We start from the raw sequence: 17,658 nt of genomic DNA, 5'->3' as shown, positions 1-17,658 counted from the left end.
TGGTGAGAGGAGCAAGACCCGATGGAGTCCATCGTTGCACGTCACATGGGTGTTACCGCGCTGCCGGCCGGCCTTGAGCCGACGGCCGCGGAGCTGGACGCGATTGAGCTGGAGCTGCCGCTGATCCTGGCGGAGCGCGATGAGCTGGACGCGCAGATCATGGTGCTGGACCGGGTGCCGTCCGAGGTGGACCTCACCCGGCTGCGGAGGGCGCGCCGGCGGGTGCTGGCGGCCCGCACGGCGCTGGAGAACCGGGCCGCGGCGGCCCCGGGCGGTGTCGCGTGAACCGCATCGTCTTTTGGGCGCTTGTCGCGCCGTGCGTGGTGGCGGTGGTCTGGGGTGCGCTCAACGGTAACCAGGACCTCGTCAGCCTGGGTGTCATCGCCGAGGCCATCGTCATCGGCGTCAACTACCTGCTGATCCGGGCCGACGAGCACGAGGGCGGTGGCGTATGAGCGCCACTGGTAAGCCCCTGGGGCGCGGCGGCCGGAATCTCCTTGTGGGGGCGCTCGTCGTCGTGGTGCTGATGGCGTTCCGGGTGTCGTGGAATGCGCTGCGGGATGTGGCTCGAACGATCGGCGCCGATGACACCGCCGCCATGCTGTACCCGTTCGTGGTCGACGGCCTGATGGCCCTCGCACTCGTGGCCGCGCTCGTGTTGACCGGCGACGGTCGGCGGTTCGCGCTGCGGGTGCTGGCCGCCTATACGGCCGCGTCGCTGGTGCTGAACTACGTGCACGGTCTGCACGGCACGTCGGGTGAGTGGGCGCGGCTGGCGGAGTCGGATGCGCTGAACTGGGCGCTGGTGCTGCTTGCCGCGTCGCTGCCGGTCGGGTCGATCTACTTCGGATCCGACCTCGTCGGCAAAGTCCTCCACCACCGACCGCCCACCGGATCGGATGTGGAGGAATCGACACAGGATCCCGCAAATCAGTCCATGTCTGACCTGCCCGAGTCGGCCCCCGCAGGACCCGCCCCGGCGCCGGAGCCCGCGCTGCCTGAGTTGGGTGACGACGAGGTGTTCGTCATGGACGGGGGCGTGCCGGTTGCGGTGATGAAGTCGGATCGGGTGGCTGCTGCCGATCGGCCGCGTCCTCGTCGGGCGACGGGTCGGGTGCCGGAGTCGGCCCGCACAACACGCACGGTCCGTACGGCGGATGAACTGCTGGCTGAGGCTCGGGCGTTGACGGAGTCGTGGTCGGTGAAGGAGCTGACCGCGGACCGGCTGCGGCAGACGCTGCGTACGTCTCCGGCGAACGGTCGGATGCTGCGCGACACCCTCCGGGCGGAGCGTGAGCGGAACGCCGCGGCTGAGGCGGTGGCCGTCTCGTGAGCGCGATACCCGTCTACACCTGGCGCCTAGCTCCGGACGGCCTGGCCACCCGCCGCCAACTGCGTGCCCTGGGCCTGCGGCCGGGCGGTCAGCCGGTGGTGGGGCAGGTGGAGCGGCCCCGCTACCGGCGGCCACCGCTGGTCGCCTACCTCTACCGCGTCGACCAGGCACTGCCGGTACGGCCGATGACCGCCCGCAAGTGGGGCGCTCTGGCGCTGGCGATGCTCGCCCGCCGTACCTGCCCCGCCTGCCGGCGTGACGCCGGATACGTCATCCCCACCTCGCTCGGCATGTGCGTGACCTGCGCGTACCCCGAAGGGAGCCCGTCGTGAATCACCTGCCTGAACCCGCTTCGGTCGTCCGCCTCCCGGACGGCACTTACACCTACGCCGACCAGCTCCCTGCCGCCTACAGCGGGCAGCAGGTGGTGCACCAGCACATCCACCAGGCCCCGCCCGACCGCACCGTTCAGCGCATCGCGCTGGGCTCCGGGGTCGGTGCCGGCGCGGTCGCGGCCGGGGTCTACTTCGGCCCCCTCCTCGTCGGCGCACTCACTGCGATCGCGGCCAATCTGGCCATGCTCGCGTTCCTGGCTGCGGTCCTGTGCTGGGGCGTGGTCACCGTCGTTCGCAGCGTCGGCGGTACCGAGGGCAAGGCCGCGGCCAAGAACCTGGCCAAGGCCCGATCCCGGAAGCGGCGGTGAGCGTGTTCGCCGCCGGAGACCGGGTGCTGATCGTGGCCTGCGAGGACGACCCGCGGGCCGTGGGCCGCACGGGCCGGATCCTCGATGAGGTTCCCCCGGGCCCGCTGACCGGCGGCCGCTGGACCGTCGCCGGGATCAGTTGGCTGATCGCCCCGGTGCTGTGCCACGCCCATGAACTGAAGAAGACCGGACGCTGCCCCTCAGGGAGTCCTCATGACCGGTAAGGCCCAGAAGGACCCGCAGTTCACCGCCCGCGAGAAGGCCCAGCTCGCCTGGTACATCGCCCGGATGGCCAAGCGCGGTATCGCCTCGCAGACCGTCTATCAGGGCGACTTGGAGCGCAGGGTCGAGCGCATCATCGACGGCGCCCGCGAGCGCGAGGAGCGCGAAGCCGCGCAGGCCGACAAGGGCCGTAGGTCCCGCTAGCTGTGCCCCGGGGCGGCCGTCACCCGGCCAAGGAAGCCGGCCGCCCCGGGCCCTGCCCCGCTCATCACGAGACACGACAGGACATTCAGCATGCCCGAGAACGTCGTCCCCCTCTTCAAGACCCCCACCGAGCCTGCCGCCGAGCCCCTTACCCTCGTTCCGCCCGCCCCGGAGTCGTCGTTCGGTGCGCGTTCGGTGCGGGTGTTCAAGCGCACCCTGGCCGCGATGCGCGACGCGGTCGTCAACGACCGGACCCAGACCGCGGCCCGCATGTTCGTCCGCCACGGCCTCTACGTCCTGGGCGGCGCCCGGATCGCGTTCCGCCGCGCGTGGGACGGGCGGACCGGGTCTCGCTACCAGCGGATGATCCGGGCCGCGGAAGCGGCGGGGAACTGGGAGGAGGCCAAGGAGTGGGAGGACCGCCTGCACCGCTTCCGCTCCGACCGCCACCGCCGCCGCATGGACCTGATCAAGGCACCCCAGGACGTCGCCCGCAACGCCCTCTACGCCCTGCTCACGGCCGTCGGCGGTCTGCTGGGGCTGGGGATCGTGCTGGCCATAGCGAACAAGGACGCCGCCTACACGGTCGGCCCGCTGCTGGCGGCCATCGAGCTGATCCGCTGGGTCACCGTGGTCGGCACGGTGGTGTGGGGGCCGCTGGTGACGGTCGGCCCGTGGGCCGTGCTCGGTGCCCTGTGGGGCTTGGGTCGCCACCAGCAGACCGCACCTCAGTGGGCCCTGCCCGCCCAGCAGCGCGACGACGCCGGCGCTCCGATCACCCCCTCCATCGTCGTCACCGCGCTGCGGGACCTGGGCATCGGACCGCTGCGTAAGGCGATCAAGGACATGGGCGACGCGGGTGCCGCGATGCTCGGGCCGATCCGGATCGCCGGATGCGGCGTAGAAGTCGACGTCACCCTCCCCTCGGGAGTATCGACGGCTGAGGTGCAGGGACGGCGCAGGAAGCTTGCCGAGAACCTGGCCCGGCACGAGCACGAAGTGTTCATCACCCTGCCGGCCGCCGCCCGCACCGTGCGGCTGTGGATCGCCGATTCCGGCGCGCTCGACGAGCCGATCGGCCCCTCCCCGCTCGTCCTCGACGACACCCTGAAGGCCGACTACAAGTCGGGCCGCGCCCCGTGGGGTCAGGACCTGCGCGGGGACGGCGCGCTGATCAGCCTGTATCAGCGGATGCTGCTGATCACCGGCCTATCCAACCAAGGCAAGACCGCCGCCCTCCGCGCACTGGCCCTATGGCTGGCACTGGACAAGACGGTGGAGTTCCGGATCGCTGACCTCAAGGGCGTCGGGGACTGGGGCATGTTCGACGGACTCGCCACCACCCTCATCCAAGGGCCGACCGACGAGCACGTCATCGACGCCACCGAAATGCTGGAGGCCGGGGTCGCGGAGATGGAACGCCGCATCCAGGCCCCGGCCGGCACGGTGTTCCCGCCGCTGGTCCTGATCGTGGATGAGGCGCAGGTGGCGTTCATGTGCCCGGCCGTCGGCGCCGACAAGCGGCCCTACGGCGGGTCCAAGGCCACCTCGCGCTACTTCATGGCCGCGCGGAAGATCCACAACCAGGGCCGTGCTGTGGATGTGCTGCTGTGGGAGGGCACGCAGGACCCCACCGACCAGAACCTCCCCAAGCTGGTCCGCGAGGGCGCCCACACCCGGATTTCTCTCGCCCTGGGCACCGAGTCTCAGGCCCGCATGGCGCTGGGGGACAAGGCCGTCGACGGCGGAGCGGCCCCGCACCTGCTGCGCCAGGGGCTGGACAAGGGGATTGTGGTCGTCGCCTCCGACGGCATCAAGATCCCGGCCGGGCAGGCCTCCATCACGGTCCGCACGCACTACATCGACACCGACCAGGCTGGCGAGGTGGCCCACCGGGCCAAGGCCCTGCGCAACGGCATCGTCACCGTCCACACGGTGGCGGACGCTGCTGAGTACGACCCGCTCGCGGACATCGCGACCGTCCTGGGCGCCGAGGCCCGCGTGCTCACGCAGGAGGTCCTCAAGCGGCTCGCCGCGCTGAACGAGAAGGCGTACGGGCGTTGGTCGTTCATCGACCTCAAGCGCGTCCTGGACGGCACCGGCGCCGAGCCCTACAAGTCCGACGGCCGCATGGTCATCGGCCGTGACCGCATCGCCCGCGCGCTCACCAACCGCGGGGACGACGGTTCCGCTTCCGCTGCCGAGTAGAGGGATCCGCACCCCGACAGAGCAGGGAGGCAGGGAGAACTCCCTGACAGGCTCCCTGAGCCGCCTCCCTGGCACTGACCTGCGCGAATGATCCGCCAGGGAGGCAGGGAGGCGCCGCAGGTCAGACCCCCGAAACCCCCTCCACAGCCACTCCGGCAGGGGGTGGCCCAACTCCCTGAGTGCCACCCGGAAGAGATTCCGTTTCACCCCAGACAAGCCGAGAGCGGCCCCCCTCACGCCAATGACCGGGGCCGCTCTCATCCAGCACAACTGGAGGCAACCAGCATGACCCAACCCACCGACAACCCGCGAGACCCCCACCGCACGGCCTTACCCGCCCACCTGCGCACCGCGCTCTGGCTCGCCGGGATCGGCCTGCCCGTCCTGCCGCTGCGAGAGGGCAAAGGCCCCTTCGGGAACTGCCGGGCCTGCACCCGCTCCGCGTGCGGGGACCGCCCGCACATGAAGGCAGCCGGCCCCTGCCAGTGCCCCGCCCCCTGCCACGGCTGGGCCGCAGCCACCACCAACGCGGACGTCCTCACCTCCGCCGCGTGGGCGGGAGCCTGGCGACAGGCCCATGCGGTCGCCTACCACCCCGGCGGCGCCGGACTCACCGTCGTCGACCTCGACAACACCGCCGCTGTGGCGTGGGCCCGCGAGAACCTCCCCGCGACCAAAACCGTGGCCACCACCCGCGGGGAGCACTGGATCTACCGAGGCGCCATGCGATCGGCCAACGGCGTCCGCCCCGGCGTCGACCTCAAGTCGACCATGGCGTACGCCCGCTGGCGCGGCCCCGGCACCGGAACGATCACAGAGCTGCCGGATGCGGTGCGCGCCCTGGTCGTGAAGGAGCCCGCCGCGGTCCGACCGGCACCCAGCTCCGTACCCCTGCCGGTCGGGGGCGGGGAGTGCCGGCACCGTTCGCCCGTCTACTTGGAGCGGGGTATCGCCATGGCAGAGCAGCGCATCACCGACGCCGGGAGCGGGGTGCACAGCACGGTGTACGGGACGTTCCTGGCGGTGCTGTCCGCGCACGGCCGGTGCGGCTGCCTCACCGACGCCCACATCAAGCGCTTGTTCACCGCCGCGCAGACCCGGGGTGAATCCCTGCGGCACTGCGAGGACGCCTGGTCCAACGCCGCCGCAGCTCTGGGGATGTGACATGCCTGAGGAAGAGAAGAACCCCGCTCGCGAGGTCATCACCGACTACGCCCAAGCCCACTTCCGGTACTTCCGCACCGTCGACGGCACCGTCTACGCCCAGCGCAACGGCCACCCCGTGGCCCGCCCGATCCGCTCCCAGGGCACCACCGGCAGCCACCGACAGGAACTCATGGTCGGCCTGTTCCGCGACGGGGTCGGCGTCTTCAACGGAACCGCCCTGAAAGAGGCACTGGACTTGATCGAAGCACTCGCACTCACCGAGGACGTCCAACCCGTCCACATCCGCGTCGCCCCCGGATACGACGGGGCAACCTGGCTGGACCTGGGCCGCGACGACGGCCAGTCGGTGCGCATCCACCCCAACGGCTGGGACATTCGCACGCCCGACCCCCGCGAGGTCTGCTGGCGCCGTACCCAGCTCACCGGCGAACTCCCCCTCCCGGCCAAGGACACCGACGGCAAGGGCATCGACCTGCTGATGCGCCTGGTCAACTTCTCCTCCGCGCAGAGCGAGGGCCTGGCCCTGGCCTGGCTCGTCGGCTGCCTCGGCCCTGACGTCCCCGTCCCGGCCCCGTTCCTCACCGGCCCCCAGGGGGCGGGCAAGTCCACCGCGGGCAAGATGCTCGTGCGGATCATCGAGGGCATGAGCGGGGACCTGCGCCGCCCGCCCAAGGACGAGGAGAACCTGATCACCGCGGTGGCCGCGGGGTGGATCACCGGGCTGGATAACCTCTCCCACCTCGGCCCGGACCTCTCCGACCTCATGTGCTGCATCGTCACCGGCGCCGAGAACATCAAACGCGCCCTGTTCACCGACGGCGACGTCGTCCGCGCCCGCTACCGCCGCCCGCTCCTCCTGACCGGTATCGACGTGGGCGTGATCCGCCCCGACCTCGCCGAACGCCTCCTCCCCCTCCGCCTCGAACGCCCCCGCATGCGGCGGACCGAAGAAGAGCTATGGACGGAGTTCGCGCGGGACCTGCCCGTGATCCTCGGATCCGTGCTCGACCTCGCCGTCAGCGTCCGCGCCGCCCAGGCCGACATCCCCACCGACCTGCGCATGGCCGACTTCGCCCACCTGTGCGCGCAACTGGATGCCGCACGCAGCTTCGGTGCGCTGGACGCCTACCGGGCCAGCCTGGACGACCTCAACGACGACGTCATCGAAGGCGACCTCCTCGCCCAGACCGTCCTCAAGCACGCCGCCGACACCCAACCGGGCACCGAAACCCGCATGACGTCGGCAGAGTGGCTGCATGCGCTGACTCAGCTCTACACGGGCGAGGACTGCCGGCCCCTCCCCAAGGGGTGGCCCACCACCGGAAAAGTCCTCTCCGACCGCCTCAAGCGCCTCCAACCCGTCCTCGCCGCACGCGGCGTACTCGTCGACTGGGGCCGCACCCGCGCCGCCCGCTACATCGCCATGACTCGCCCCACGCCCCCGCAGGACCAGCAGACGGACCTCTTCTAGCCCCCGCGCCCCACAGGGCTCAGCCGCACAAGCAAGAGGAGCACCCCCGCCCCGGCGCGGGCGGTGCTCCTCTTGCTGTTCGGCGGCCGCGCCGCCGCCCAAAGGGCGTGCCGCTTGCGGCTCCGCATTCACGCCCGAGGCGCGCACAACAACAGACCCAGGCCCCCTCTTTTTCCTAAGTAGGAAGACGCTGCGTCACCTGCGTCACGACCACCCCGAAAACCGGGCCTGACCTGTATCAACAGGCGTGACGCAGAGCCCAGATTTGTGCGTCACGCTTCGTCACCTGCGTCACGCCGTGACAGACGACTCCGTCACCGGTGACACAGCGCCCAGGACCCTGCGTCACGCAAACCCGCAGGTCAGCGCCCCCAATGACGCTAGTGACGCCATGACGCAGAAATCCCAACCTCGGACACACGCGCCGCAGCCCTGCCCCACGCCCACCACCCCGGCGGATCCATCTCCAGGAGGCAGCCGTGCTTTCTGCCCTGCCCACGACCCATCAAGCGCTCACCGTCCCCGAGGCGATGGCCGCCCTGCGGTACAGCCGCAGCAAGGTCTACGACCTGATCCGCTCGGGAGCGCTGGCCAGCTTCACCGAGGGGCGCGCCCGCCGCATCCCCGCCGATTCCCTGCATACGTACATCCGCACACGACTTGAGGAGGCTGCCTGATGGCCAAGCGACGCGCCAACGGCGAGGGCACCATCACGAAGCGCAGCGACGGCCGTTACCAGGCGGCTGCCTACGTCTTCCGGCCCGACGGCACGCGCGTACGGAAGTTCGCCTACGGCAAGACCCGCGAGGAGGTGAACGCCAAGCTCATCGAGATGCAGGAGAAGACCCATAAGGGCATCCCTGCCGCCACGTCCACGATGGCGTTCGGGGACTACCTGACCTACTGGATCTCCGCAGTAGCGCCGAACCGCCTGAAGCCCGCGACCCTCAGCAGCTACGAGGGACTGACCCGGCTCTACATCCGGCCGGCACTCGGCAAGAAGAAGCTAAACCGGCTGTCGCCCGCGGACGTACGGCTGTTCCTGACCGACTTCCGGAACGGCTGCCTGTGCTGCCTGCGCGGAGCTGACGCAGAGCGCCCCGAGGGGGAGCGGAACTGCTGTGCGGTGAACCGGTGCTGCAAGCGCAGCCCCTCCGCCCGGACCGTACAGTACGTCCACGCCGTGCTGCGCTCCGCACTTCAGCACGCCATCCGTGAAGAGCTCATCGCGCGCAACGTCGCCCGGATCGTGGAGACCCCGACCGTGAAGAGGGAAGAAGTGCAGCCGCTGAACGCAGGTGAGGCCCGATTGCTCCTCAAGGCCGCGCAGCCGCACCGCCTGTACGCCCTGTGGCTGCTGCTGGTCTCCACCGGACTGCGCCGCGGGGAAGCGCTGGCGCTCACCTGGTCGGACATCGACCTTGCCGCCGGTCAGCTTCGGGTCCGCCGGAACCTCCAGCGGATCCGACGAGAGCTGATCTTCGGCACGCCCAAGACCGCCCGGTCCCTGCGGACCGTCTCGCTGCCGAAGCGGTGCGTGGAGGCCCTGAAGGTGCACAGGGCCGCGCAGGAACGCGAACACAAGATCGCAGGGAAGAAGTGGCAGCCGCTGGGGCAGCAGCCGAGTGGGCTGATCTTCACCACCCCGACCGGTCGGCCGACCGATCCGCGGAGCCTGAACCGCATGCTCACGCTGCTGTGCGCCAAGGCTAAGGTCCGGCGGGTACGGGTACACGACCTGCGGCACACGTGCGCGTCGCTGCTGCTCGCGCAGGGGGTCGACGCCCGCACGATCATGGAGACGCTGGGGCACAGCACGATCACGATGACGCTGGACACCTACGCCCACGTCATGCAGGCGACCCTGAAGGCCGCAGCGGACCGCATGGAAGACGCTCTGGGGCTCGATGATCCACCCGAAGAGGGGACCGACGAGTCGGCGGAGCCGACGGCCGCCTGAGCGGGCCAGGGGTGCGCTGATGTCACCCGCTGATGTCAAGAGCCCCCCGGGTGATCCCGGGGGGCTCTTGAGCTGGTGCACTCGGCAGGATTCGAACCTGCAACCTTCTGATCCGTAGTCAGATGCTCTATCCGTTAAGCTACGAGTGCTTGTGCTTCCCGGGGTTTTTCGCCCCGTTGGCCTTGCGAGAACAACAATACATGGACCTCGCCGGGACGCGAAATCCGTTATCCAAACCACCCCTGACCTGCGGAAACGCCAAACCGAGCGGATGTGGGGGCGGGCCCGGGCCGCCGCCGGACGGGTGATGGGACGGGGCCGGTTGCGCCACAGAGCGCCGTCAAGGTGTGAACCCGGCGGAGCCGCGGGCGGACTCGCGTGGCCGGGAACGACCGAAGCCCCGGTCCTGGGGACCGGGGCTTCGGTGATCACAGCGCGGAGGCGGAGGGATTTGAACCCTCGATGGGCTTTAAGACCCAAACCGCATTAGCAGTGCGGCGCCATAGACCGGACTAGGCGACGCCTCCAGCTCACCCTCGCGTACGGGGGTGCGTGCAGATGATGACACAGCTCACTGGCTGGTCACCAATCCACCCCCACGGTACTAGGCGCGGGCCGATCAGAGCAAAGCCTTAGGCGGGTGAGTGCGGGCCGGGTCCGGGCGGTGCGGAAGCGCGGCGGGGCGTGCGGCGGGGCGCCGCGCAACGTCCACCGCGCCGGCTCGTTGGGCACGCGTACGACCGCCTGCCCTCCGGGAGCGTCATGCTGCGCCACCTCGCCCTCGCCGCCTTCGCGTCCGCCGTAGCCGCCGGGCCCCTGCCGCCGCTGCCGTCGCTCGGGCTGCTGGAGCCTCCGCCCGACGAGCTGACCGTCGCCGTGTCCGGGAGCGGGAGCTCGCTGGACGGCACGTACACCCTGGAATGCGCCCCGCCCGGGGGCAGCCACCCCAAGGCCGCCGAGGCCTGTGCGCGGCTCGACCGGCTGTCGGGCGAGAAGGCGGATCCCTTCGCCCCCGTCTCGAAGCGTCAGTTCTGCACGATGGTCGACGGCGGGCCGGCCCGGGCCCGGATCACCGGCACCTGGCGGGGCAAGCGGATCGACGCCTCGTACGACCGGAAGAACGGTTGCGAGATCAATCGGTGGAGGGAATTGGAACCTGTCCTTCCGACGGCGCGCTCCTGACCAGGCACGGCGCGCGGAAGCCGGCCGATCCGGTGAGAGCTCCCCCTCATCCGCCGCCGCCCGCCGGGCGGGTGCCCTTAGACTCCTCCCGTGACATGCCGGTAGTCAGGGAGGAACCGTCCACGTGAGCAGCAGGCCATCCCGAGGCGCTGCTCGCCTCGCAGCGATACTCGACGCACTGCCGGACGCGCTCCTGCTCGTCAACGCCAACGGCACGGTCGTCAACGCGAACTCCATCGCGCTCGAGGTCTTCGAGTCCCCCGGCACCGGTCTGGTCGGGCGCGGGCTCCTGTCGCTGCTGCCCGAGTTCGACTCCAAGCTGATCCCCGGTTCGATGCGCCGCCCCGGCGACGAGGAGCCCGGCCGCACCAAGCCGAAGCGGATGACCGCGCGGCGCACGGACGGCAGCGAGTTCCCGGTCGAGGTCACCAGCGCGGGCCTGGAGGACGGCCGGGACGCGTACGCCGACCAGCACCGCTACACCGGCGACGAACTGCTCATGCTGGTCGTACGGGACCTTTCGGGCACCGTGGACACCGAAGCGGAGCTTGCCCGTTCGCAGCGGCAGACCGAGATGATCCTGCGCGCCGCGGCCGAGGGCGTCGTGGGCACGGACACCGACGGGCGCGTCGTGCTGGCGAACCCGGCCGCCGCGCAGATCCTCGGCTACCGCGCCACCGAGCTCGGCAACCGCGAGCTGCACTCCCTCGCGATCCATTCGCGCGCCGACGGCTCGCCGTTCCCGTACGAGGAGTCCCCGCTCGCCGACACCCTGCGCTCCGGACGCAAGCACCGCGTGCGCGGCCAGGTGCTGTGGAACAAGGCCGGGCAGGCCGTGCCCGTCGACCTGACCACCTCGCCCGTCCGGGACGGGGACCAGCTGGTCGGAGCGGTGATGACGTTCACCGACCGGCGTCCCTACGACGCCCTAGCCGCCCGGCACGCCCAGCTTCTGGCGGTCCTCGGCGACGCGCTGCGCGGCCCGTTGGAGGAGCTGCGCGGGGAGCTGGCCACGCTGGCGGCGGACGACGCCGGGCAGCTGTGGCCCGAGGCGAACCAGCTGCTGCACCATCTGGCCGCCGGCTACTCCCGGATGACGACCCTGGTCGACAACGTGCTGGGCTTCCAGCGGCTCGACGCGGGCATGGAGAAGCTCACCAAGAAGAAGGTGCTGCTCGACGGGGTCGTCGCGGCCGGTGTCGAGGGTGCCGTCGAGCTGATCGGGCCGGGACGGGCCCAGTTCGCCGTCCACGCACCGACGATCGAGGCCGAGGTCGACGCGGGCCGGCTGGCGACCGCCCTCGCCCACCTGGTCGCCGACGTGGCCGGGGTGGACTCCACCGGCAACGCCCCGGTGGCCGCCGGGGGCTACATGGACTCCACCGTGGTCGTGGCCGCGGCGCAGCGCGGCAAGGTCGTGCGGATCGAGGTCCGCGGGCCCTACTCCGGCGGGAACCCGGTGCACGAGCCGATCGTGCGGGGCATCGTCGCCGCGCACGGCGGCGTGCTGCAGACCGTCGAGGTGCCGGGCGCGCCGGGCGGCGCGTACGTGCTGGAGGTCCCGCTGGGCGCCGGCGCGGGCACCGTCACGCTGCCCGACCCGGAGCCCGAGCCCGCCGCCCCTGCGGAGCCGAAGGGCAAGCGGGCGCGGCGCGGCGTCGACGCCTTCCTGGAGGACGAGCCGCCGGCCCCCGCGGAGGGCGGTGCCCTGGAGCTGCCCTCCGGCCGCCGCCGGGCGCCCGGCGCGCCGGCCGCGGCCTCCGGTCCGGCCGAGCTGGCCCAGTCGCCCGTGAACCCCGCCGGTCTCGCGACCGGTCGGCGCCGGGGCCGCGCCGGTGACGAGGCCGAGGCGGGACCGCAGCTGCCCGCGCTCCCCGCGGCCGGCGGCGACGCGGTGCCCGCCGGTGGCAGCGGGCGGCGCCGGGCGCTGGCCCTGTCCTCCGGTGAGCCGGAGACGCCGCAGGACGAACCCCGTGGCCGCCGCCGGGCCCTGGCCCCGCCGCAGCGGCCCGAACCCCCGCAGCCGGTGGCTCCGCCGGGCGGCTTCGCGCTGCCGGGCGGGCCTTCCGCTGCCGCTCCGACGCCGGTGCCGCCGGCCGGTGTGGGGCCGGTGCCGCCGAGCGGTGTCGGCCCGGTGCCGGCTGCCGGTGTGGGGCCGGTGCCGCCGAACGGTGTCGGCCCGGTGCCGCCGAACGGTGCGGGCCCGGGCACGCGGGTGCCGGCCGGCTACAACACACCCCGTGCGGAGGGCGCCGAGGGTACGAACGCCCCGGGCGCGCCGGTGGTCCCGGCCGGCGGTGTTCCCGTACCGCCCGGCCTCGCGGTGCCCGGTGGCCCTGCAACTCCCGCCGTGCGGAACGCGGGTGGCCAGGAGGCCGCGTCCGCGCCGCAGGCGCCCCCCGCCCCGGTGCCGCCGGGTGCTCCGGTTCCTCCCGCCGGCATTCCGGTTCCGGGCGCATCCGGGCCCGCCGGTGCCCCGGTGCCGCCCGGTGTTCCCGTACCGCCCGGAACGCCCGTACCGCCCGGTGCCCCGGCGCCGCCCGGCGGGGGCTTCGCGCTGCCCCCCCAGCAGGCCGCCGGTACGCCCGCCACGCCCGCCGAAGGCACCCCCGCGCCCGGCGTTCCGGTTCCGGGCGTCGCGGCCGACGGCTCCCCCGTCCCCGGCATCCCGGTGCCGACGCAGCCCACCGCCGAGGCCGTCGAGGCCGACCGCGGCGCGCCGGTCGCCGCCGGTGCCGGGCAGCCCTCCGGGCGCCGGGCCCGCCGTGCCCTGGGCAGCCCGAACCAGGAGAGCCACGGCACCGCGCCGGCCGAGGACGACCACACGCCGCCGCAGCCGCATCCGCTGCCCGAGCCGGGGACCGCCCCGGCGATTGGGCGGCGCCGCGCGCTGCCCGCAACCCCGGCCTGGCCGGTGCCCGCCGCCCGTACCGCGCCCGAGGACGCTGATGCCAGTGGTCCCGTACCGCTGCCCGGCGCCCGGCAGGCGCAGGACACCCCGGCCGGTCCCATCAGCGTGCGCACGCTGGGGCAGGGCGTGGCCCTGGCCCAGCCGGCCACCGCCGACACCCCGGCCCCCGTCGGCACCCAGGACACCGGGTCGGGCCGGCGCCGCCGGCTGGCCGAGCAGTCCGAGCCCGGGCGCGCCTTCGCCATAGGAGCACCGGAGGCGGGCGCGGCCGAGGGCCCCGAGCCGCTCGACGGGCCCGGTGGAGCCGTAGAGGTGGTCAACCGGCCCGTGCCGCAGCCCGTGGACGACGAGCTGCCCCCCGAGCCGCTGGACAACCCGCGCCGCCTCCTGGTGTGGCCGGCGCCCGACGTGCAGACCCAGCAGGCGCTCAGCGACCGCGGCTACCGGCCGGTGATCGTGCACTCCCGCGAGGAGGTAGACGCGCAGATCGCCGCGTTCCCCGCCGCGCTGTTCGTCGACCCGCTCACCGGGCCGATCACCCGTACCGCGCTGCAGTCGCTGCGCCAGGCCGCGGTGGCCGCGGAGGTGCCGGTGCTGGTGACGGCCGGCCTCGGTCAGGCCACCCGCGAGGCCGCGTACGGCGCGGACCCGGCCGTGCTCCTGAAGGCGCTGGCGCCGCGTGACAGCGAGCAGCACCCGTCGCGCGTGCTGCTCATCGAGGAGCACGACGAGATCGCCGGGGCCCTGGCGGCCGCGCTGGAGCGGCGCGGCCTTCAGGTCGCGCGGGCCGGCGCGGACACCGATGCGGTCCAGCTGGCGACGCAGCTGCGGCCGAACCTGGTGGTGATGGACCTGATGCAGGTGCGCCGCCGCCGGGCCGGGATCGTGGACTGGCTGCGGGCGAACGGGCAGTTGAACCGCACCCCGCTGGTCGTCTACACGTCCGTCGGCATCGACAAGGACGACCTGTCGGGCCTGGTCTCCGGCGAGACGGTGCTCTTCCTGGCCGAGCGGTCGACGGCCGCCGAGGTGCAGGGTCGCATCGTGGACCTGCTGGCCAAGATCGGCACGAATTAGCCACCCTGCTCCCATGGCGAAGACCTTGGGCAAGACGCAGGACGGCGTACCGGGCGGAGCCCGCGGCACGGCGCGGACCGGGTCGCGGGAGGAGCTGCCGACGACCGTGCCCGCCGACAACGGCGAGGTGACCCTGCTGATCGCGCGGCAGGTGGAGCCGGGGTACGAGGCGGCCTTCGAGGAGTGGGCGCGCGGGATCCTGGAGACCGCGACGCAGTTCGAGGGACACCTGGGGTACGGGCTGTTCCGCCCGGCGTCGGAGGGCGCGCCCTGGTTCCTCGTCCACCGGTTCGTGGACGACGCGGCGTTCGAGCGGTGGCAGGAGTCCCCGGAGCGGGCGCGCTGGTTCGCGAACTGCGAGGGCCACCACCACACCGAGATAGCCCGGCGGGAACTGACCGGCATGGAGACCTGGTTCGCGAAGCCGGGCACGACCCGGCCCGCGCCGCCCCGCTGGAAGATGGCGATCAGCTCGGGGCTGGCCATCTTCCCGATCTCGCTGGTGGGCAACGCGGTGCTCGGGCCGGTCCTGGTGGACCTGCACTTCGTGCTGCGCACGGCGGCCTTCGCCGCCGTGTTCAGCACCCTGATGACCTATGTGGCCATGCCTGCGGTGAGCAGACTGCTGCGGGGCTGGCTCAGCCCTTCGTGACCCCGGCACCCGGGGCCGTCGGGCCGAGCCGCGTCCCCGCGCCCGGCGGTCAGCCCTCGACCAGGGTGACCTCCAGCTCGCCGTCCGCGTACTGCTTGCGGATCACCTTCTTGTCGAACTTGCCGACGCTGGTCTTCGGGACGGCCGGGACGAGGGCCCAGCGCTCCGGCAGCTGCCACTTGGCGATCGACTCGCCGAGGAAGGAGCGCAGGGAGTTGTAGTCGACGGTGGCGCCCTCCGCGAGGACGACGGTGGCCAGCGGGCGCTCACCCCACTTGTCGTCGGGGACGGCGACGACCGCCGCCTCGGCGACCTCGGGGTGGGCCATCAGCGCGTTCTCCAGCTCGACGCTGGAGATCCACTCGCCGCCGGACTTGATGACGTCCTTGGCCCGGTCGGTCAGCGTCAGGTAGCCGTCGGTGCTGATCACGCCGACGTCACCGGTCTTGAGCCAGCCGTCGGCGCTGAACTTGTCCTCGGGCCGGTGCGGCTCTCCGGAGGCGCCGCCGTAGTAGGAGCCGGCGATCCAGGTGCCGCGGACCTCCAGCTCGCCGGCCGACTCCCCGTCCCAGGGCAGGACGTCGCCGCCCGGGCCGATCAGGCGCGCCTCGACGCCGGCCGGGAAGCGGCCCTGCGTGATGCGGTACGGCCACTCCTCGTCCGCGCCGAGCCCGGCCGGAGGGTGGGCCATGGTGCCGAGCGGCGAGGTCTCGGTCATGCCCCAGGCGTGGCAGAGGCGGACGCCGAGCCGGTCGTACGCCTCCATCAGCGAGGGCGGGCAGGCCGAGCCGCCGATGGTGACCTGCTTCATGCAGGAGATGTCGCGCGGGTTGGCGGACAGTTCGGCCAGCAGCCCCTGCCAGATGGTGGGAACGGCCGCGGCGTGCGTGGGCTGCTCGGCGACGATCATGTCGGCGATCGGGCCCGGCTGGAGGAAGCGGTCCGGCATCAGCATGTTGATGCCGGTCATGAAGGTCGCGTGCGGCAGGCCCCAGGCGTTGACGTGGAACTGCGGTACGACCACCAGCGTGGTGTCGGCGTCCGTCAGACCCATGGACTCGGCCATGTTGACCTGCATGGAGTGCAGGTAGATGGAGCGGTGGGAGTACACCACGCCCTTCGGGTCACCGGTGGTGCCGGAGGTGTAGCACATGGCCGCGGCCTGACGCTCGTCCAGCTCGGGCCACGGGTACGCCTCCGAGCGTCCGGCCAGCAGCTCCTCGTAGTCGTGGACTCGGACGTTCAGGCCCTCCAGACCCGAGCGGTCGCCGGGGCCGGCCACCACGACGTGCTCGATGGTGGGCAGGTGGGGGAGGAGCGGGACCAGCAGCGGCAGCAGGGTGCCGTTCGCGATGACGACCTTGTCGGCCGCGTGGTTCACGATGAAGACCAGCTGCTCCGGGGGGAGCCGCAGGTTGAGGGTGTGCAGCACCGCGCCCATGGAGGGAATGGCGAAGTAGGCCTCGACGTGCTCCGCGTTGTTCCACATCAGGGTGGCGACGCGGTCGTCCTGCTGGACCCCGAGCTCGTCACGCAGGGCGTGGGCGAGCCGTCCGGCGCGGGCGCCGATCTCGGCGAAGCTGCGGCGGTGCGGCTCCGCCTCACCGGTCCAGGTGGTGACCTGCGAACGGCCGTGGATCGTCATCCCGTGCTTGAGGATGCGGGTCACCGTCAGCTGTACGTCCTGCATGGTGCTCAGCAAAGCGTCCTCCCGTGGGCGCTGCGCGGGCGGCAGAGTGGATGCTGCCGATTCTGCGCACGCGGCGCGCGGCCTGTCACTACCCGGGAGTACAAACGGCGACGGGAAAGCATGTGTGGTTCCGTGCACAGATCGGGCCTGTTCAGACGGTGCACGGCGCACAGCGGGGGACGTCGCGTCACGCATGTTTCACGTGAAACGTCCGTTCGATCCCGCCGGGGTGTTTCACGTGAAACACCCGTGTAGATCGGGCGACCCCGGATTCGGCGAACGGGGCCGGCGGAGCGGACCGGCTCAGCGGACCGGCGTCAGCTCCGGGTCCTCGCGCAGCTTGACCAGGGCGCGGGAGACGGCGCTCTTCACCGTGCCGACGGAGACCCCGAGCAGTTCGGCGGTCTGCGCCTCGCTGAGGTCCTCGTAGTAGCGCAGCACGACCATGGCGCGCTGCCGGTCGGGCAGCCGGGTGACCGCGCGCCACATCGCATCGCGCAGCGCCTGGGCCTCGGCCGGATCGGCGGCGGGCAGCACCTCGGGCTCGGGCAGCTCGTCGCAGGCGAACTCGTCGACCTTGCGCTTGCGCCACTGCGAGGTCCGGGTGTTGACCAGGGCCCGGCGGACGTATCCGTCGAGGGCGCGGTGGTCCTCGATGCGCTCCCAGGCCACGTACGTCTTGGTGAGCGCGGTCTGGAACAGGTCCTCGGCGTCGCACGGGTTGGCGGTGAGCGAGCGCGCGGTCCGCATCAGCGCCGTGCCCCGGGTTCGTACGTACGACGAGAACGACGGGTAGGAGGCGGTCGTGCAGACAGGGGTGGTCATGTCTCAACGCTAGGAGCGGGCAGGCGCGCGGGGATCGGCCCGAAGTGCCGAAG

Annotated in this window: 17 protein-coding genes and 2 tRNA genes; 15 read left to right on the top strand and 4 right to left on the bottom strand. The window is 72.2% G+C overall.

Features of this window, described 5'->3' with window-relative positions; genetic code table 11:
• Positions 1 to 21 precede the first annotated feature (21 nt).
• The 12 genes from ACIF6F_RS11145 (at position 22) to ACIF6F_RS11090 (ending at position 9,268) form a co-directional block, all read left to right on the top strand.
• Positions 22 to 285: a DUF6284 family protein gene (locus ACIF6F_RS11145; protein WP_399944372.1), complete on the top strand. Its 264-nt coding sequence runs from the start codon at positions 22 to 24 to the stop codon at positions 283 to 285.
• Positions 282 to 455 (top strand): hypothetical protein, encoded by a 174-nt coding sequence (locus tag ACIF6F_RS11140; protein WP_399944369.1) that lies wholly within the window; start codon positions 282 to 284, stop codon positions 453 to 455. The genes ACIF6F_RS11145 and ACIF6F_RS11140 overlap by 4 nt, the downstream gene beginning before the upstream one ends.
• Entirely contained in the window at positions 452 to 1,333 is an 882-nt protein-coding gene (locus ACIF6F_RS11135) for a DUF2637 domain-containing protein (RefSeq protein WP_399944368.1), read from the top strand. The genes ACIF6F_RS11140 and ACIF6F_RS11135 overlap by 4 nt, the downstream gene beginning before the upstream one ends.
• A complete protein-coding gene (locus ACIF6F_RS11130) occupies positions 1,330 to 1,665 on the top strand; it encodes an RRQRL motif-containing zinc-binding protein (RefSeq protein ID WP_399944365.1) in 336 nt (111 codons plus the stop codon). The genes ACIF6F_RS11135 and ACIF6F_RS11130 overlap by 4 nt, the downstream gene beginning before the upstream one ends.
• On the top strand, positions 1,662 to 2,036 hold the full coding sequence (locus ACIF6F_RS11125) for a DUF6251 family protein (protein WP_399944362.1): 375 nt from the start codon (positions 1,662 to 1,664) through the stop codon (positions 2,034 to 2,036). The genes ACIF6F_RS11130 and ACIF6F_RS11125 overlap by 4 nt, the downstream gene beginning before the upstream one ends.
• Positions 2,033 to 2,260 carry a hypothetical protein gene (locus ACIF6F_RS11120; protein WP_399944359.1) on the top strand — a complete coding sequence of 76 codons (228 nt, stop codon included), beginning with the start codon at positions 2,033 to 2,035 and terminating at the stop codon, positions 2,258 to 2,260. The genes ACIF6F_RS11125 and ACIF6F_RS11120 overlap by 4 nt, the downstream gene beginning before the upstream one ends.
• On the top strand, positions 2,250 to 2,462 hold the full coding sequence (locus ACIF6F_RS11115; protein ID WP_399944356.1) for a DUF6257 family protein: 213 nt from the start codon (positions 2,250 to 2,252) through the stop codon (positions 2,460 to 2,462). The genes ACIF6F_RS11120 and ACIF6F_RS11115 overlap by 11 nt, the downstream gene beginning before the upstream one ends.
• 90 nt (positions 2,463 to 2,552) lie before the next feature.
• A complete protein-coding gene (locus ACIF6F_RS11110) occupies positions 2,553 to 4,670 on the top strand; it encodes an ATP-binding protein (RefSeq protein WP_399944353.1) in 2,118 nt (705 codons plus the stop codon).
• A gap of 285 nt (positions 4,671 to 4,955) precedes the next feature.
• Entirely contained in the window at positions 4,956 to 5,834 is an 879-nt protein-coding gene (locus ACIF6F_RS11105) for a bifunctional DNA primase/polymerase (protein WP_399944350.1), read from the top strand.
• 1 nt (position 5,835) lies between these two features.
• Positions 5,836 to 7,308, top strand: coding sequence for an ATP-binding protein (locus tag ACIF6F_RS11100; protein WP_399944348.1), 1,473 nt, complete (start codon positions 5,836 to 5,838; stop codon positions 7,306 to 7,308).
• Positions 7,309 to 7,787: 479 nt separating this feature from the next.
• Positions 7,788 to 7,985 (top strand): helix-turn-helix domain-containing protein, encoded by a 198-nt coding sequence (locus tag ACIF6F_RS11095; protein WP_399944346.1) that lies wholly within the window; start codon positions 7,788 to 7,790, stop codon positions 7,983 to 7,985.
• On the top strand, positions 7,985 to 9,268 hold the full coding sequence (locus tag ACIF6F_RS11090; protein WP_399944344.1) for a tyrosine-type recombinase/integrase: 1,284 nt from the start codon (positions 7,985 to 7,987) through the stop codon (positions 9,266 to 9,268). Before ACIF6F_RS11095 ends, ACIF6F_RS11090 begins: the two co-directional genes overlap by 1 nt.
• A gap of 73 nt (positions 9,269 to 9,341) precedes the next feature.
• Here ACIF6F_RS11090 and ACIF6F_RS11085 read toward each other — a convergent pair.
• Positions 9,342 to 9,417: transfer RNA gene (locus ACIF6F_RS11085), tRNA-Arg, on the bottom strand.
• A gap of 287 nt (positions 9,418 to 9,704) precedes the next feature.
• Positions 9,705 to 9,795: transfer RNA gene (locus ACIF6F_RS11080), tRNA-Ser, on the bottom strand.
• 235 nt (positions 9,796 to 10,030) lie between these two features.
• On the opposite strand from ACIF6F_RS11080, the gene ACIF6F_RS11075 reads away from it, so the two are divergent.
• The 3 genes from ACIF6F_RS11075 to ACIF6F_RS11065 all read left to right on the top strand — a co-directional run bounded on the left by ACIF6F_RS11075 (position 10,031) and on the right by ACIF6F_RS11065 (position 15,090).
• Complete coding sequence (locus tag ACIF6F_RS11075) at positions 10,031 to 10,450, top strand: SSI family serine proteinase inhibitor (RefSeq protein WP_399944341.1); 420 nt, start codon at positions 10,031 to 10,033, stop codon at positions 10,448 to 10,450.
• Between the two features lie 124 nt (positions 10,451 to 10,574).
• Positions 10,575 to 14,438 (top strand): PAS domain-containing protein, encoded by a 3,864-nt coding sequence (locus ACIF6F_RS11070; RefSeq protein ID WP_399944338.1) that lies wholly within the window; start codon positions 10,575 to 10,577, stop codon positions 14,436 to 14,438.
• Positions 14,439 to 14,451: 13 nt separating this feature from the next.
• On the top strand, positions 14,452 to 15,090 hold the full coding sequence (locus tag ACIF6F_RS11065; protein WP_399944336.1) for an antibiotic biosynthesis monooxygenase: 639 nt from the start codon (positions 14,452 to 14,454) through the stop codon (positions 15,088 to 15,090).
• 49 nt (positions 15,091 to 15,139) lie between these two features.
• On the opposite strand, the gene ACIF6F_RS11060 is transcribed toward ACIF6F_RS11065, so the two are convergent.
• Both ACIF6F_RS11060 and ACIF6F_RS11055 read right to left on the bottom strand, forming a co-directional pair.
• Positions 15,140 to 16,792, bottom strand: coding sequence for a long-chain fatty acid--CoA ligase (locus tag ACIF6F_RS11060; protein ID WP_399944334.1), 1,653 nt, complete (start codon positions 16,790 to 16,792; stop codon positions 15,140 to 15,142).
• Between the two features lie 291 nt (positions 16,793 to 17,083).
• Positions 17,084 to 17,605, bottom strand: a complete 522-nt coding sequence (locus ACIF6F_RS11055) for a SigE family RNA polymerase sigma factor (RefSeq protein WP_399944332.1) — start codon at positions 17,603 to 17,605, stop codon at positions 17,084 to 17,086.
• Positions 17,606 to 17,658: the final 53 nt, after the last annotated feature.

Origin of the sequence: Streptomyces sp. NPDC086023 (assembly GCF_044540325.1) — a bacterium.
In the GTDB taxonomy this organism is placed as follows: Bacteria; Actinomycetota; Actinomycetes; order Streptomycetales; family Streptomycetaceae; genus Streptomyces.
Note: the sequence above shows the minus strand (reverse complement) of the source record. Positions and strands in the feature narration are given on the sequence as shown.